The sequence below is a fragment of the Fonticella tunisiensis genome (assembly GCF_004364155.1).
Classification (GTDB): Bacteria; Bacillota; Clostridia; order Clostridiales; family Caloramatoraceae; genus Fonticella; species Fonticella tunisiensis.
The window spans coordinates 61,707-77,273 of the sequence record NZ_SOAZ01000003.1; the positions used below are offsets into that span (position 1 = coordinate 61,707).

The window sequence follows — 15,567 nt, forward strand, 5'->3', positions numbered from 1 at the left end:
ATGAGTAATGATAGAAGAAAAGGCTTTATAACAAAGGAGATTTTAAGGGATTCCATTAAAGAATCCTTTGTAAAGCTTAACCCTAAATATATGATAAAAAATCCTGTTATGTTTATTGTTGAAGTTGGAACTTTTATTACGCTTTTCCTTACTATTTTCCCTAATGCTTTTGGGGAGACAGGTTCTAATCTTCATTTATATAACGGAATAGTTTTCTTTATACTCTTTGTTACTGTTTTATTTGCTAACTTTGCAGAAGCTGTAGCAGAGGGAAGAGGAAAAGCACAGGCAGAAAGTTTAAAAAAGACACGTAAGGACACTAAAGCAAAGCTTATAGATAAAAACGGAAATATTAAGATTATAAATGCAAGTGAAACTAAAAAGGGAGATATCGTTCTTGTTGAGGCAGGAGATTTAATCCCAAACGATGGTGAGGTAATCGAGGGTCTTGCATCGGTTGATGAATCTGCAATTACAGGTGAGTCTGCACCTGTTTTGAAGGAAGCAGGCGGGGATTTTAGCTCTGTTACAGGTGGAACAAAAGTTGTTAGCGACTGGTTAAAAATAAGGATAACGGCAACACCTGGAGAATCTTTCCTTGATAAAATGATTAATCTTGTTGAAGGTGCTTCAAGACTGAAGACTCCTAATGAAATTGCCTTAACAATGATACTTGTTAGCTTAACTATGATATTTTTAATCGTTGTTGTAACCTTATATCCATTAGCAAAATACGTTGGGATTACTATACCTGTATCAACATTGATTGCCCTGCTTGTTTGCTTAATACCAACAACTATAGGTGGTCTATTATCTGCTATAGGGATTGCAGGCATGGATAGAGTTACAAGGTTTAACGTTATTGCTATGTCAGGTAAGGCTGTTGAGGCCTGTGGTGACGTTAATACATTGATTCTTGATAAAACAGGCACAATAACATATGGAAATAGACTTGCAGCAGAGTTTATACCTGTTGGAAAGCATACAGAGAAAGAAATCACAAGGTTTGCTCTGATATCTTCCCTAAAGGACGAAACACCTGAAGGAAGATCAACTATAGAACTTGCGAATAAGTTAGGTGTTCAGGTAAATGCAGATGAATATAAAGATGCCGAATTTATTGAGTTTACAGCTCAATCAAGGATGAGTGGAGTAGATTTGAAAAACGGTACTAAGATTAGAAAAGGTGCTGCAGACGCTATAAAAAAATTCGTAATGGATTTAGGCGGTAAGATTCCAGATGATCTTGACAAAGTTACAACAAAAATAGCAGGTATCGGTGGTACACCCCTTGCAGTGTCAGTCGATAAGGACATAATAGGTGTTATATATCTTAAGGATACTGTAAAACCTGGTCTTGTTGAGAGATTTGAAAGACTTAGAGAGATGGGAATTAAAACTATTATGTGTACAGGTGATAACCCTCTTACTGCAGCAACAATAGCAAAGGAAGCAGGGGTTGATGAATTCATCGCAGAGGCAAAGCCTGAGGATAAAATAGAGGCTATTAAAAGAGAGCAGGCAGAAGGAAAGCTTGTTGCCATGACTGGTGACGGTACAAATGATGCTCCTGCATTGGCACAGGCTGACGTAGGGCTTGCAATGAATAGCGGTACTACAGCTGCTAAGGAAGCTGCAAACATGATTGACCTTGACTCAGATCCAACAAAGATTCTTGAAGTCGTAGAAATTGGAAAGCAGCTTCTTATAACTAGAGGAGCCCTAACAACATTTAGTATAGCAAATGACGTTGCAAAATATTTTGCTATTATTCCTGCTATATTTTCAATTGCTATTCCTCAAATGAATGTAATGAATATAATGAGACTTGCTACTCCACAAAGTGCAATACTATCAGCATTAATATTTAATGCAATAATAATTCCAGCATTAATTCCAATTGCAATGAGAGGAGTAAAATATAGACCTATGAAGGCTGAAGCTCTTTTTACAAGAAATATTTTAATTTATGGATTAGGTGGAATGATTGTTCCTTTCATAGGCATTAAAGTAATAGATATGTTGATAAACCCTATTTTAAAAGTTCTAAACTTGGGGTAGGAGGTAGAAATAATGAAAACTCTCATAAGGGCAATACTTGTTAGTTTAGTTTTAATGGTCATATGCGGTCTTGCTTATCCCCTTGCAATGACAAGAATAAGCCAGGTAATCTTTCCAAGGAAAGCTAACGGAAGCATAGTAGAGTTTAACGGCACAAAAGTAGGGTTTGAGCTTATAGGACAGCAGTTTGGTGATCCAAGATTCTTTCATGGAAGGATTTCTTCTGTAAACTATAATACCTATAAAAAAGAGGATATTATTCCTGATGCGAGCGGAAAAACAGCCTATGCAGGAGTATCATCAGGTTCAGCGAACCTTGCTCCTTCAAATAAGGCTCTTTATGAAAGGGTTCAAAAGGACATTGATGATTTTATAAAATCTCATCCTGGAGTTAAAAAGGAAGATATTCCAGCAGACCTTCTAACAAGCTCAGGTTCAGGGCTTGATCCTCACATAAGCCCTGCTGCAGCTAGAATACAGGTTACTTCTATATCAAAAGCTACTGGAATTCCGGTTTCAGATCTTGAAAAACTCATCGAAAAGCATACTGAAGGCAGGCAGTTTGGAATTTTTGGAGAGCCTAGAGTAAATGTATTAAAACTTAACTTGGAAATTGCTAATATACTTAAACAGAAAGGAAAGTTATGATTTAAAAAGCTTCCCTGCATGGGAAGCTTTTTATAAAATCTATTAGATATATTTTACAAAACATTATCTGTTAAATATTAGGACATTTTTATTGATTTGGTATGATATGAACTTCTATATCTCTAATTAATTTAAGTAACTTTGTAATAGTTGACCCTCTAAGAATTGTCTGCCATTTTGTCCTTGTACTATGACCAATTATTATTTGAGTAATATATTTTTCTGCAGCAAACCTTGCGAGTTCTTTTGGAATACTCTTCCCTGTTAAAGTTACAACTTCGGCCCCAAGCTGCTTTGCCAATCTAAAATGACTTTCAAGCATTTTCTTATCCTTTTCTGTCATCTTAGGTGCAAATATCTTTGTGCAATTAACATATACAACAGTCCAATCACATTTAAATCTTCTTGCTATTGTTGCACCTCTTCGAATTAATTTTTTAGAAGTTGGACTGGAGCTTATGCATACCATTACTCTTTCTATAACATGCCAGTTTTCTTTAATTCCATGTTCCTTTCTATATTCCTCAAGCTCTTCATCAACTTCTTCTGCTGTTTTTCTTAGAGCTAATTCCCTCAAAGCATTAAGATTGCCTTTTCTAAAGAAGTTTTTCAAGGCTCTTCCAATATTTTCAGGTTTATATATGTATCCACCCTTCAGCCTATTGATGAGAGCATTCGGAGCAATGTCTATAACCACAACTTCATCAGCGTTTTCAACTATTCTATCGGGGATTGTTTCCCTCACAGTAACTCCCGTTATTTGTCTTACGACATCATTATAACTTTCCAAATGCTGTATATTTAGTGTTGATATTACATTAATTCCATGGTTTAAAATCTCTTCAACATCCTCATATCTTTTTTTATTTTTGGAGCCTGGAACGTTAGTATGTGCAAGCTCATCTACTAAAACTGTTGTTGGCCTTCTTGCTATAATAGCCTCGGTATCCATTTCTTCCATGATAACTCCATTGTACTCTATCTTTTTTCTTGGGATAATTTCAAGCTCTCCAATTTGAGCTTCAGTTTCTTTTCTCTGATGAGACTCTAAATATCCAATAACAATATCCTCGCCTTTTTTAAGTCTATTATTAGCTTCGTTAAGCATTGAATATGTCTTACCTACACCTGGAGCATAGCCTAAATATATTTTCAAATGCCCTCTTTGTTCTTCTTTTAGTTTCTTTAACGCTTCTTTAGGAGTTATTCTCTTAAATTCTTCAACCATAATTATCAGTCCCTTTAATTTATAATGTTATTTCATGTATTCTTTTAATAATACAACTTTAAATATTTTTATACTATAAAAGTGGCAGAAATAAAAAATATATAGAATGAACACTTTAACGAGCAGGTAGAAGAAGTTCTTAGTGAAAGGGTGCTGAAAAACCTTACAACTATTAGTTGTGTTTGAGCTTATGCAAGTTTAACGAATGTTGTTGACTTGTCAGCCACACCGAGCTTTAGAACTTCTTACACAGCGCAGCAGTGAATGGAATATATTTTTTATCGCAGCAGGTGTCTATAAATCCTTGAATTTTATATATAACTATTATTATATTATAAGCTTTTGAAAATATTATTAAAAGTGTATGAAGCTAAGGCTAGTAAATTTCCATTAAACTATATATGCACAACAGAAAAAAACGACTTATACTACATTAGTTTGAAAAAGAAAATTTAAAGCTAATACAAATTCCAATCATTAAACTACCTTTACAAATTCTTCTATATCATATATTGAATCCATAATGAATTATTTTTACAAAATACCGAACCATAGAATTCTCTAAGTTCTTTTACTAAAGACATTGCAATTATACTATCACTTACGTTTGCAGGATTAATTATTATACTCAACTTTCAGTTGAGTGAAAACTTTTTACCTTATTACAGGGTATATATATATGAAAGTAGTCATTAATCACGGTTTTTGGCTAGAATATGCTTATAGCTTCGCTAAGGAGGTGTAGATGTGGAAAAAAACATATTATTAAAAATACAGCAGGGCGATAAAAACGCCTTTGCAAAACTTTATGATGAATATTCTGAATCTGCATTAAGGACCGCAATGGCAATTACTAAGGATAAGATGTATGCTGCAGATGCTGTTCAGGAAACCTTTATAAGAGTTTATAAAAATATAGGTGAGTTTGACATAAATAGAACATTTGAACCATGGTTTTATAGGATCCTGATCAATGAATGCAATAGAATATTAAGCAGAAATTCTAAAACAATTCCTATGGATGACTTTATCGAAAGTGGACTCCCTGGTTGTGATGAGGATAGGTATAGGTTTGAGGAATATGAAAGTCTATATAAGGCTATAGAGAAACTTGATGATATCAATAGAATCCCCATAGTGCTTAAATATCTTAAGGGTTTTAGTGAAGGTGAGATAGCACAAATTCTAGAAATAAATTTGAATACGGTAAAATCAAGACTCTTTAAGGGAAGACAAAAACTTAGAAGGTATATTGAACTATTAGAAGGAGGTAGTGAACACCATGGATGATATGAAGGATAAAAAAATTGAAGAAGTCCTGCTTAAGGGAACAGATGAGGCTGTCGAGCTTAAGGATATGGTTTGGAAGAACATAGAGAATAGGTTGAATCTAGAAGAAAGAAAGGTGATTCCTATAAAAAGAAGAAGCTTTTTAAAGTATGGAATCGTAGCCGCTGTCCTTGTTATTATACTACTTGCAAACACTCGATATGGAAGTGCTGCAGCTGATAAGATAAGAAAACTTTTTGTGCCTAACAAAACAATAGAACAAAACCTTGAGGGTACAGGGGAGAAAACCAAGGTTGACCTTGAAATAAGCCCAATGAAATATATTATATATTTAGACAAGGAAATGTATAAAATGGATAACATTGATGGTAAGGATGTAATAACTCCTAAAAATGTAGCACAAAACCTTCCTGAGGTATCCATGACAATAGAGCAGGTGCTTGATTAAGAAGCCTGAAGATTTATCAGCTGAAATAGAAAAAGCTCTTAAAAAAGATTTTAAAATCGTAAATAATAGGGGAAAGGTTACAGAACCTACTAATGCAATACTCATTCAGGCCCAAGGAGGAAATAAATGGAATGATAAGGTGATTAAGTATTACCTCATAGACAATACAAAGGGAGGTACCTTTGTTATCAAGCAGCAGTACTTTGTGGAAGCAAGTGAAGGACATGGAGCAAGGTTTGATAATATTGTTAAGGAGTTTAAGATAGTGAATTAATAAATGGAAGCTCTGAGGGGGTTCTGCTGTTGCATCAAAGAGAAACTTACAGATTGACAAGATAAGATTTAAAAAGTTAATAATGAAAAAGGCAGTTGATGTATAAGAAAGGCACTGTGCTAAACAAGTCACAGTGCCTTTTTCGTATCTACAAGTATTATGCAGCCTCCAATTGCAAGCGTACGTTCTTGACCATATCACACTAGTGCGTCCCAAGTATTCCAAGGCTTCTGCACTTTTTCTCAACCTTGATAAAAATAAAGCTTCCAACAAAGCATAATATAAACATTGCACATATAATTATTATAAGTTCCTGCCAAAGTGGAAATAATGGCACCTGATTTATAAGAATTGCTCTGCTGCTGTCATATACATAGGTTAATGGAATGGCAAGTGCAACGAATAAAAATCCCTTGGACATAACCTTTACAGGAAAGAAACTGCCAGATAATGCTGAAAGCACTGAGTTTACAAGGTCTATTATGGGGTTCGCATCCTTTGCAACAAGCACAAGGGCTGCAACAGCCATTCCAATGCCTATCATGCCTATGATACCTGGAATTAAAAATCCTACTGCTTGAAAAAGGTCTGAAGACAATTTAAACCCAAAGGCAATACGGCATACGATAAAGGTTAATATTATCTCAAAGGTAGTTGCACAGAAATAGAACACCGTTTTACTAAGCAGCATAACTATTTTATTGACTGGAGCACACCAATTTGATTCAAGCACTCCCTGGCGCATCTCCTCCTTGAGGGAAAAGCCAGTGGTCCAGAAAACTGTGCTCACATAGCTTGTTATCATATATCCTATTATGAGAAATCCCATATAATCCGAGTTTCCTGTATATCTTTCAAAACCAACAACGCTGCCTCCACTGCTGAAGCTCTTTCCCATAAAATAAAATGGCGTAAGCCAAATTATGGGGTCAAATAGAGTCATAATGAAGTTTACAGGATATCTAAAGTAAATTTTCATGCTTATTGAAAATCTTGCTCTGAAAACATTCCATATTTTTTTCATAAGGCCCCCCTAAAACCTCTCCAGAGAACCGGAGATTTTTACCTTCTTTTCTATTCTATCAAATACAATTCTCCCCAGAAAAAGCAACAATATCCCTTCCGCAAGGCACATGAATATGTCGCCAGAAGCGTTTTTAAGTGTTCCTCCCTTTACCATTACAGTCCTTGCAGCCTGAAGTCCAAAGGTAAAGGGAAGTGCCTTTGAAAGGATCTGCATCCAGCCAGGCATTATTGCTGTCGGGAAGGTTATCCCACAGAGTACCATCATGGTACCTCTTACAAGATTTACTACTGCATTTATTTCCTTAAGCCATAGAACAACGCCTGAAAAAAGCATCCCCATCCCATAAACTGCCGGAACCGTAACAAGGAACATAAGCAGCCATAAAAATACATTTCCATCAAAGTGTATTCCATATATAAATCTATATTCAAGCATGGATACCACTGCTATAAAAAGACCTTGAAGGGCTGAAACCAGGCTGGCTCCTATGAGGAAATCAAAACGGTTAATAGGACAAAGCCAGTTCGACTCAAGGGTTCCAAGCATCTGTTCCTCCCTTAAATAGCTTCCAAAGCTCCACATCGTTATATTAACCCACATCCAGGCCATAATTCCTACAACTATAAAACCTGCGTAATTCTCGGTGCCTGTGGCTGCTTTAAACAGCTCAAGTCCTGATTTATCCGGTCCTGCAAATCCATGGGCACTCAAAATATATAATAATGGAAATATTAAGGGCCAGATCAACATTTGTATCACCCAGGTGGGATATCTCACCATCTTTATAAATTCCTTACGGGCAACAGCAGCAATAGTTCTTATTCTCCTCATAGCTTCACCTACTCCCTAAGGCTTTTGCCTGTGAGATTTATAAACACATCTTCAAGGGATGGTTCTAATACGTTGATATTGAGTATTCTTGAATTATTCTCTGATATGATATCAATAAACCTTTGCATCAAAGCTTCTCCGTCTACATGATGTACTGTAAGGGTATATGACCTTTTATTAACATCGTAACTGCTTATAACATTCTTCACACCATTAAGTCCTTTTAACTCTTCAATCAGCTTTTCCCCAACACCTGTTAGCTCAATTTTCACAGACTTAACTTCATTGATGCTCTTCTTTAGGTTTTCAGGAGTATCCAGAGCGATTATCCTTCCCCCGTTTATAATGGCAATTCTGTCACTTAAAAAATCAGCTTCCTCCATGTAATGAGTTGTTAAAAGTATAGTTCTTCCTTCCTTTTTTAGCTGGAGTATAATTTCCCTAAGATTAAGAGCCGATTGTGGATCGAGTCCAAGGGTTGGTTCATCAAGAAGAACCACGGGAGCGTTTGGAATAAGTGCCTTTCCCAGGGCAACCTTCTGCTTCATTCCGGTAGAAAACTTCTCAACCAACTCATCAGCTTTTTCAATAAGCCCAAGCTTTTCTAAAATCTCTGTTGTACGCTTTTTAGCTTCCCTTCTATCACATCCGTAAAGTGCAGCAAAATATTCAAGATTCTCCCTTGCAGTCAGCTTCCAGTAGACGCTTCTATCCCCCGCAAGAACAGTTCCAATGCTTCCCAGAGCCTCCATAGGGTTTTTATCTACATCCATTCCCATGACCTTTACACTACCTTCAGTGGGACGAAGAAGTCCCGTTATCATCTTAATGATCGTTGTTTTTCCAGCTCCATTAGGACCAAGGAGCCCAAATATCTCGCCTTTGTATATGTTGAAGCTAACCCCATCAACAGCTTTAAACTCTTTTTTTTCTGTCCTTTTAAACAATTTCTTTTTATAGCTTGTAAAATATTTTTTTAAATTTAAAACCTCAACAGCTGTTTCCATATAACCATCACCATCCCTAAATAAAAATAAGCAATTTAACTCGCAGTGTTTATATTCTTCTCTGTTCCTTTACTCTTCCATTTCCCTGTACCTTAAGATCGTTTTTGTATTCTACAAGCTCAATCTCGCAGTCCGAAGCAATTACAACATTGTTTCCTCTTACAATTTTTGCTGTTGTTGCTTCAAGATATATATCGTCTCCCTCTATCACTGTGCATTTTAAGCTGCTTCTAAAGTTAAATATATCGCTTATAAGCTTCTTGAGTGCAAAAAAACCAGAATCTGCAACCTTTACCTCTATCCTCTCGCAGCCAATTTCAGAAACCCTGCAGAGTCCTCCTACTCTAATATCAACATTTCCTGCATTGAGAAGGCCACCAATATCAAATCCTCCCCTTGCTGCGAAGTTTTCAGCTTCACAATCCCCCTTTATCTCTATTCCTCCTGATATTTCAACGTCCTCCACATAAAGGTTTCCCTTAATATTTGATCCTCCTGATATCTTTACCCTCTTAGCAATAACATCTCCTCCAACGTTTGAGGCACCACTGACCAATATTTCATCACTTATAAGGTTACCCCTTATATCCGATGCACCACTTATGCGTGCAAACTTGGCCTTAACGTTTCCTTTTATTTCTGATGCACCGCTAACCTTGAATTCATTACAATCAATATCTCCCTTAATTTCTCCTGCACCGCTTATCCTGACTTCGTTATAGCTTCCGCCGGATGCGCTGCCTGCACCCGATATTTTTAAATCCTGTCTTCCTTCAAATTCCATAATCATATACCTCCCAGCTTAATTTTTATTTCTTCAATAAGTTTTGAAATATTGACTCTCTCTACAAGCTTTGATGTCTTCTCGATATATAGTTCATTTGGAATACTTAAAAGAAAGCAAGTTGCAACCCCAAGCTTCCTAATGAAAACCATCTCACAATTCTTATCCTTGAAGTTTTTGTAGCCGTCCTCAAGATTTTGAAGTATTATACTGCTTTCCTCAATGCTTACAGAACCTGTTTGAAGGAACTTTTCCAAAACTGCCACAGACAGAATTTTTTCGAAGGAAAAAACTTCTGTGTTCCCCCTTATATTCATATATATATCAAGGGCCATTGATGAAACAATTTTTCTTTTAACAAGATCCTCACCCTTTAAAAAAATATCTGCAGGCTTAGGTGAGAATATGTCTGCAAGGTCATCAAGGGATAAATCATCCTTCATATTCTTGATTTTGTCTATTCTCTCAAGGATTTTATCCTTTGGAAAAAAGGTCTCCTGTCCTGTGAAGGTGGATTTTCTAATGAACCATTCTTCTGGTATAAGATTTTTTCGTTTCCATCTATAGAGTTGCCCGTAGGATATACCCGTTAGCTCTAAAAGCTCTTTCTTAGATATAAGTTCCTCTTCCATGGAAATATCCTCCTTTCATTTTCAGTATAACATAACACTGTTATATTGCAAATGCCATCACCATTTTTTTGAAAATATTTAAAGAAAAGTGCCAGGCTCGTGACAAATGGAATCTTTGTCACGAGCCTGGCACCTAATTAAACATCTCCGCAGTTTTCATAGCTTCTATCATGCTCTTTTCATCTGCTATACCCTTTCCTGCAATATCAAATGCAGTTCCATGGTCGACGGAGGTTCTAATGATTGGAAGGCCAACGGTCATGTTTACTCCTGTATCAAAGCCGAGAAGCTTAACCGGGATATGACCCTGGTCGTGGTACATGACCACAACGATATCGTATTTACCTTTTACCGCCTTTAAAAACACAGTATCAGGGGGAACAGGCCCCTCTGCATTAATTCCATTTTCCCTGGCCATTTCTATTGCAGGGGTTATTTCCTTTATTTCCTCATCTCCAAATATGCCGGATTCTCCTGCATGGGGATTAAGCCCTGCAACTGCAATCCTTGGCTCCTTTATGCCCATTTTCTTGAGGGTATCGTTTGCAAGGTTTATAACATCAAAAACTCTTTCCTTCTTTACCCTGTCACATGCGTTTCTAAGGGATGTATGGGTTGATACGTGTATAACCTTAAGTGGTCCTCCAAATAGCATCATTGAGTATTTGCTTGTATTTGTAAGTTTTGCAAATATCTCTGTGTGTCCATCAAAGTTGTGCCCGCCTAGGTGAAGGGCTTCCTTGTTAAGGGGTGCAGTAACTACTGCCCTGATATCCCCCTCTAGGGCATCCTTTACAGCAGCTTCAACATATCTGAAGGCTGCATCACCGCATTTTGGTGAAACCTTTCCTATTTCAAAGTCCTCCATAGCAATATCTACAACGTCTATAACGTTTATTCTGCCGCCCTTGTAATCGCCGGCCCTTGAGATTTTATTTACGGGAAGCTCTATCCCAAGCAGGTTTCTGTAATATTCTATAACTTTAACACTCCCATAGATAACGTATTGGGCTTTAAAGCTGTGCTTTGAAGTTATTGCCTTCAGTGTAACCTCTGGTCCGACGCCTGCCGGATCTCCCATTGTAATTCCTATCAGATACATTTAGCATTTCTCCTTTAACCTTTTTATACAGTAATCTATTGAATCTTCCTTCCCAAAGGCTCCTGCCTTTGTTACAGCCTTAAGTCCGTCCCAATTTCCTCCCTTTAAGGACATCAGTGGTATTCCAGGCAGAAGTTCACTTAATATCTTTGATCCTCCCGACCCCAGGTTTTTAATTACTCCAATTGCAGTATCTCCCCCCGTGAGAAACAATCCTGAAACCTTAACCTTCGATACTATTTCCATGTCTGCAAGCCTTGGATCAGCTGCTGCAATAGCTGAAGGCGTTGCTACCGCGCTTCCATCTGTTGTACCGATTGCAGCACCAACTGCCTTCTTTACGCCAAAAAGTGAATAAGTATAATATCCAGCAAGTCCTGTTAAAATAACCACCATAAATCCAAGGAGTAATCCAGGAGCTCCTGCCTTAATTATGGTTTTAAAGTCAAGAGCTGCTCCAAGGACTATCATTGTATAGAAGGGCCCATCGTTCGTGGTTAAGGCAACTCCTTTTGAATAGTTTTCATTATTTCCATGTGTACTTCTTCTTAGTATATTTATGCAAATACCATGCCAAACCTAATGTAATACTTTGTGCTAGTTCAGGGGCAGAGGGTCGATAAAAAATATATGAAATTCACATAAAGCGATCAAATATAAGTTCTTGGCGAAGGGATGCAGAAAAATCCTAGAACTTTCGTGGCTTAAGCAAGGCGAGTTTAACGAAAGTTCTTGATTTTTCAAATCCCAAGCCTTAGAACTTCTTTGCTAAGCGTACTGGTGAATGAAATATATTTTTTATCGCAGTGTTGATCTGTAAATTTATCTAGCACAACGAGTTAATTTAATGATTTTTCATTAATTTTGGATTTCTCTCGTTGCATAATGCAACTTTCTGATGTTGCAAAAAGGACACTATTGTATTAGACAACAGTGTCCTTTTTAAGCTTTCTCCAGATGGTGCTTCTATCTATTCCAAGTATTTTTGCAGCCTCGCTTATGTTTCCGCAGCACTTTTCTATTACCTTATTTATATAGTTTATCTCAAGCTCCCGAAGGCTTATAAGTGGAACATCATCACAAAACTCTTTATTTATAGTTGTGTCTTCTTTTACATTAGAAACAGCTTCTACATCCTTTAGCTGTATTATATCCCCTTCGCAAAGAGCTACGGCCCTTTCCATAATGCCCTGAAGCTCTCTGATATTACCCCTGTAATTGTAGGATAATAAATAATCCTGAACTTCACTGCTTATGCCTGTTATATTTTTGCCATATCTAAGAGAATACTTATTTATAAAATGGTTTATAAGGGGAATAACGTCTTCCCGCCTAAACCTTAATGCCGGTATGTAAAGGGTTAGTATGTTAATTCTGTAATATAAGTCCTCCCTGAACTTATTTTCACTGACCATTTTGGCGATGTCCTTGTTAGTTGCAGCTATGATCCTTACATCTATGGGGATTACCTTATCATCCCCAATCCTCATAACCTCCTTCTGCTGAAGAACCCTCAAAAGCCTTGCCTGAAATTCCATTGAAAGCTCCCCTATTTCATCCAGAAATATACTTCCTTTGTGGGCAAGTTCAAAAAGCCCCGGTTTACCGCCTCTCTTTGCCCCCGTGAAGGCCCCCTCAACATATCCGAATAGCTCGCTTTCAAGAAGATTTGGCGGAAGTGCTGCACAGTTTACAGCGACAAAGGGTCCATTTCTCCTTGGACTTTCATTATGAATGCTCTGAGCAAATAGTTCCTTTCCTACACCGGATTCCCCAAGGATTAAAACTGGAGAATCTATTTTGCTGTACTTTTTAGCCCTTTCAATGCACTCCTCCATCGCCCTGCTTACATGAACTATATTATCAAAGTTATACTTTGCAACGAAACCCTTCTTAACCTGTTCACGCCTTATTTTATACTCCAAATCCTGTATCTGCGTAACATCCTGAAAGGTTGCAACGGCTCCGACTATCTTATCATCCACAACAATAGGAACTCTGTTTGTGACTATTTTACACCTGTTTATATCCTGCAGAACGCCTATTTCCTTGCTCCCAGATTCAATAACCTTGAGCATGCCGGTATTGGGAATAACCTCTCCTACCTTTCTTCCGACAACCTCCGATGCCCTCCTTTGAAATATCCATTCAGCTGCCGGATTAAAAGTGGTGATTATACCATGCTTGTCTACAGCAAGTATTCCATCGTTTATAAAATCCAAAATGGTTTTAAATTTTTCAGCCTTTGCCTTTTCAGTTTTAGTCACCTCAAGTATCCTCATTGCCTCCTGTACTGAGTCATATATAGACTCCTTTCCGGAGGTTATTAAATAACTTTCACAGCCATATGCCCTGGCACTTTTATATCCTATGGCATCTCCAATAAAAACTTTAATGCCTCTAGAAATCGCCTCTTCTATCACCAATGGGGCAGTTACTTCATTATCAAAAAGAAACATCTCAACATCGACGTTTAAAAGCTCAGCAACCGTATCGCATCCGTAGATGACATTTCTATATCCGGCAACCCCTATTTTCCCCGGGTATTTCATTAAATTTTTAAATCCCCTCAGTATGTCAAAGGAGCTCATCTTTATTTCAACTACCGGAACCTCCACGGCCCCCTTAATCATGGTGTAGGTTCCTCCCCTCGAAATTAAAACCTGAGCTCCTTCCTTTACGGCCCTCTGTGCAGCCTTTACACCATCGCTCAAATCCCCTATGACAACATCAATATCAAAGCCGTTTTTCTTGATAACCTCCCTGGCCATATTCCCCAGATTTTCATAGGGAGCAATAAGCACAATTTCGCCCATACATAATGCCTCCCGATATTTTCATCATTACGTCAAGATCCTGTAAAATCACATTTTAATCACATATTCTGCCTTTTATAAATTTTTCTTCTTTTTCGATAATATCAAATATAACCTTGAAATACAATTTTAAGATATTTCCTTGCAGTCATTCCTGTAATTGAAGAAAACACTGTCACTAATACTGCAAAGATAAAAAAGACACTTCTCCCCTTAATGTTCAAATCATCTATAACATACTTTTGTACTAAAAATAAACCTGCCAAGCTCATGAACAGATTGGTGGCGTCGAGAGTGCCTTGTTAAAATACTCCTCCAATAATTTGATGCGATAGGTGAAGTCTATCATTCATAATTCATAATCATGTCTATGTTATCTAATATAAACCTCTTTCCAATATCGTTGAAAACTACCATTTCATATTCGTTTCCGTTATAATTTCTTTTTTCGATTTCCATTCCATAATCTTTTGACTTCTCATTGATCACGGTTCGCATTTTTCCATGCTCATTTTTATGCTCACTTAATAAACCCATTTTCTTTAACTGTTTGTTTAATTCAACACCAGTTAATTTCTTACTCCTGCTTAAATCAATTACACTATTGATACATCTTGCAATTTCATTTACTCCAATCTTACGTTCAGGAAATACGACCAATTTCTTTTCCTCATCCGTAATGATAAATTTACTCGGTTTGTTACCAGTTTTGTTAACCTTCCCCTCAATCACTTTGCTTAATACATCCGATACATAAAAAAAGCACCGTATTATTCTTGGATCGTTTAAAAAGCTTTCGTCATTTATGGGTTTTCCATTTACAGGGTTAATACCATTTGCTATTTTTTGCAGAATTTCTTTTGCTTTTATCATTTTTTCTTTGTCATCCAGCAAGATCATTCCCTCCAATAAAATAAACCTATAGATTTCACATAACTACCGCATAAACTTATACTGGTTATATCCTCCAATTATTTCTATATTATACAACATATTCTTAATTATTTTTAATATTATACCACATATTTGTATTGATGGTAATTGAGGAAATTGCACAATTCAAATTTATGCAAATCCTCGATCGTGCATAATTTTTTGTAATTTTAAGTGCACTTTAATAAGCTATCCAACTTACCTGTGGATAACTAAAAATTAATAAGTTTGTATTAAGCAGCTGAGGTAATCTTCATCCTTTCCCCAGTAGGTAAGTTCATAACCCATTGAACATACCGGATGAAGGTTTTCATTCAATCCTTCAGGCGGAGCAAAACTACCTCTTTTATTGTAGGCTATAATTGCCTGACCCTCTGTATTATTTATGATATAGTTGTAATTATCTTCTATATCATATATTGAATCCATAATAAAGTATTTTGGTGAAAATACTAAAATCAAGTTGAGCCAAAACCATTTGTAATT

16 protein-coding genes are annotated in these 15,567 nt (G+C 36.8%); 5 read left to right on the forward strand and 11 right to left on the reverse strand.

The window, feature by feature from the left end; genetic code table 11:
• The gene (gene kdpB, locus EDD71_RS02575; RefSeq protein WP_133627182.1) at positions 1–2,061 is read left to right on the forward strand and encodes a potassium-transporting ATPase subunit KdpB; all 2,061 of its coding nucleotides are present in this window, start codon (positions 1–3) and stop codon (positions 2,059–2,061) included.
• 12 nt (positions 2,062–2,073) lie between these two features.
• The gene (locus EDD71_RS02580) at positions 2,074–2,709 is read left to right on the forward strand and encodes a K(+)-transporting ATPase subunit C (protein WP_133627183.1); all 636 of its coding nucleotides are present in this window, start codon (positions 2,074–2,076) and stop codon (positions 2,707–2,709) included.
• Between the two features lie 88 nt (positions 2,710–2,797).
• On the opposite strand, the gene EDD71_RS02585 is transcribed toward EDD71_RS02580, so the two are convergent.
• Positions 2,798–3,937 (reverse strand): sensor protein KdpD, encoded by a 1,140-nt coding sequence (locus EDD71_RS02585; RefSeq protein WP_133627184.1) that lies wholly within the window; start codon positions 3,935–3,937, stop codon positions 2,798–2,800.
• Between the two features lie 747 nt (positions 3,938–4,684).
• Here EDD71_RS02585 and EDD71_RS02590 point away from each other — a divergent pair.
• The 3 genes from EDD71_RS02590 to EDD71_RS02600 are packed head-to-tail and all read left to right on the forward strand — an operon-like array spanning position 4,685 to position 5,949.
• Complete coding sequence (locus EDD71_RS02590) at positions 4,685–5,227, forward strand: RNA polymerase sigma factor (RefSeq protein ID WP_133627185.1); 543 nt, start codon at positions 4,685–4,687, stop codon at positions 5,225–5,227.
• A gap of 1 nt (position 5,228) precedes the next feature.
• The gene (locus EDD71_RS02595; RefSeq protein ID WP_207669261.1) at positions 5,229–5,675 is read left to right on the forward strand and encodes a hypothetical protein; all 447 of its coding nucleotides are present in this window, start codon (positions 5,229–5,231) and stop codon (positions 5,673–5,675) included.
• Complete coding sequence (locus EDD71_RS02600) at positions 5,668–5,949, forward strand: hypothetical protein (RefSeq protein WP_133627187.1); 282 nt, start codon at positions 5,668–5,670, stop codon at positions 5,947–5,949. Before EDD71_RS02595 ends, EDD71_RS02600 begins: the two co-directional genes overlap by 8 nt.
• A gap of 202 nt (positions 5,950–6,151) precedes the next feature.
• On the opposite strand, the gene EDD71_RS02605 is transcribed toward EDD71_RS02600, so the two are convergent.
• From EDD71_RS02605 to EDD71_RS02650, 10 genes are all read right to left on the reverse strand, one after another.
• Positions 6,152–6,973 carry an ABC transporter permease gene (locus tag EDD71_RS02605; RefSeq protein ID WP_133627188.1) on the reverse strand — a complete coding sequence of 274 codons (822 nt, stop codon included), beginning with the start codon at positions 6,971–6,973 and terminating at the stop codon, positions 6,152–6,154.
• A 9-nt stretch (positions 6,974–6,982) separates the two neighbouring features.
• Positions 6,983–7,807 carry an ABC transporter permease gene (locus EDD71_RS02610; RefSeq protein WP_133627189.1) on the reverse strand — a complete coding sequence of 275 codons (825 nt, stop codon included), beginning with the start codon at positions 7,805–7,807 and terminating at the stop codon, positions 6,983–6,985.
• An 8-nt stretch (positions 7,808–7,815) separates the two neighbouring features.
• A complete protein-coding gene (locus EDD71_RS02615; RefSeq protein ID WP_133627190.1) occupies positions 7,816–8,814 on the reverse strand; it encodes an ABC transporter ATP-binding protein in 999 nt (332 codons plus the stop codon).
• Between the two features lie 49 nt (positions 8,815–8,863).
• The gene (locus EDD71_RS02620; protein ID WP_133627191.1) at positions 8,864–9,598 is read right to left on the reverse strand and encodes a polymer-forming cytoskeletal protein; all 735 of its coding nucleotides are present in this window, start codon (positions 9,596–9,598) and stop codon (positions 8,864–8,866) included.
• 2 nt (positions 9,599–9,600) lie between these two features.
• Entirely contained in the window at positions 9,601–10,230 is a 630-nt protein-coding gene (locus EDD71_RS02625; RefSeq protein ID WP_133627192.1) for a YhbD family protein, read from the reverse strand.
• A 133-nt stretch (positions 10,231–10,363) separates the two neighbouring features.
• Positions 10,364–11,332 carry a 4-hydroxythreonine-4-phosphate dehydrogenase PdxA gene (gene pdxA / locus EDD71_RS02630; protein WP_133627193.1) on the reverse strand — a complete coding sequence of 323 codons (969 nt, stop codon included), beginning with the start codon at positions 11,330–11,332 and terminating at the stop codon, positions 10,364–10,366.
• Complete coding sequence (locus EDD71_RS02635; RefSeq protein WP_133627194.1) at positions 11,333–11,899, reverse strand: putative sulfate exporter family transporter; 567 nt, start codon at positions 11,897–11,899, stop codon at positions 11,333–11,335.
• A 356-nt stretch (positions 11,900–12,255) separates the two neighbouring features.
• Positions 12,256–14,148, reverse strand: a complete 1,893-nt coding sequence (locus tag EDD71_RS02640) for a sigma 54-interacting transcriptional regulator (RefSeq protein ID WP_133627195.1) — start codon at positions 14,146–14,148, stop codon at positions 12,256–12,258.
• Positions 14,149–14,493: 345 nt separating this feature from the next.
• Positions 14,494–15,042, reverse strand: a complete 549-nt coding sequence (locus tag EDD71_RS02645; protein ID WP_133627196.1) for a hypothetical protein — start codon at positions 15,040–15,042, stop codon at positions 14,494–14,496.
• A 258-nt stretch (positions 15,043–15,300) separates the two neighbouring features.
• A complete protein-coding gene (locus tag EDD71_RS02650; RefSeq protein ID WP_133627197.1) occupies positions 15,301–15,510 on the reverse strand; it encodes a hypothetical protein in 210 nt (69 codons plus the stop codon).
• Positions 15,511–15,567 lie beyond the last annotated feature (57 nt).

Coding starts and splice junctions, on each gene's coding strand:
- kdpB (WP_133627182.1), top strand. CDS start 1: ATGAGTAATGATAGAAGAAAAGGCTTTATAACAAAGGAGATTTTAAGG.
- EDD71_RS02580 (WP_133627183.1), top strand. CDS start 2,074: ATGAAAACTCTCATAAGGGCAATACTTGTTAGTTTAGTTTTAATGGTC.
- EDD71_RS02585 (WP_133627184.1), bottom strand. CDS start 3,937: ATGGTTGAAGAATTTAAGAGAATAACTCCTAAAGAAGCGTTAAAGAAA.
- EDD71_RS02595 (WP_207669261.1), top strand. CDS start 5,229: ATGAAGGATAAAAAAATTGAAGAAGTCCTGCTTAAGGGAACAGATGAG.
- EDD71_RS02605 (WP_133627188.1), bottom strand. CDS start 6,973: ATGAAAAAAATATGGAATGTTTTCAGAGCAAGATTTTCAATAAGCATG.
- EDD71_RS02610 (WP_133627189.1), bottom strand. CDS start 7,807: ATGAGGAGAATAAGAACTATTGCTGCTGTTGCCCGTAAGGAATTTATA.
- EDD71_RS02615 (WP_133627190.1), bottom strand. CDS start 8,814: ATGGAAACAGCTGTTGAGGTTTTAAATTTAAAAAAATATTTTACAAGC.
- EDD71_RS02620 (WP_133627191.1), bottom strand. CDS start 9,598: ATGGAATTTGAAGGAAGACAGGATTTAAAAATATCGGGTGCAGGCAGC.
- EDD71_RS02625 (WP_133627192.1), bottom strand. CDS start 10,230: ATGGAAGAGGAACTTATATCTAAGAAAGAGCTTTTAGAGCTAACGGGT.
- pdxA (WP_133627193.1), bottom strand. CDS start 11,332: ATGTATCTGATAGGAATTACAATGGGAGATCCGGCAGGCGTCGGACCA.
- EDD71_RS02640 (WP_133627195.1), bottom strand. CDS start 14,148: ATGGGCGAAATTGTGCTTATTGCTCCCTATGAAAATCTGGGGAATATG.
- EDD71_RS02650 (WP_133627197.1), bottom strand. CDS start 15,510: ATGGATTCAATATATGATATAGAAGATAATTACAACTATATCATAAAT.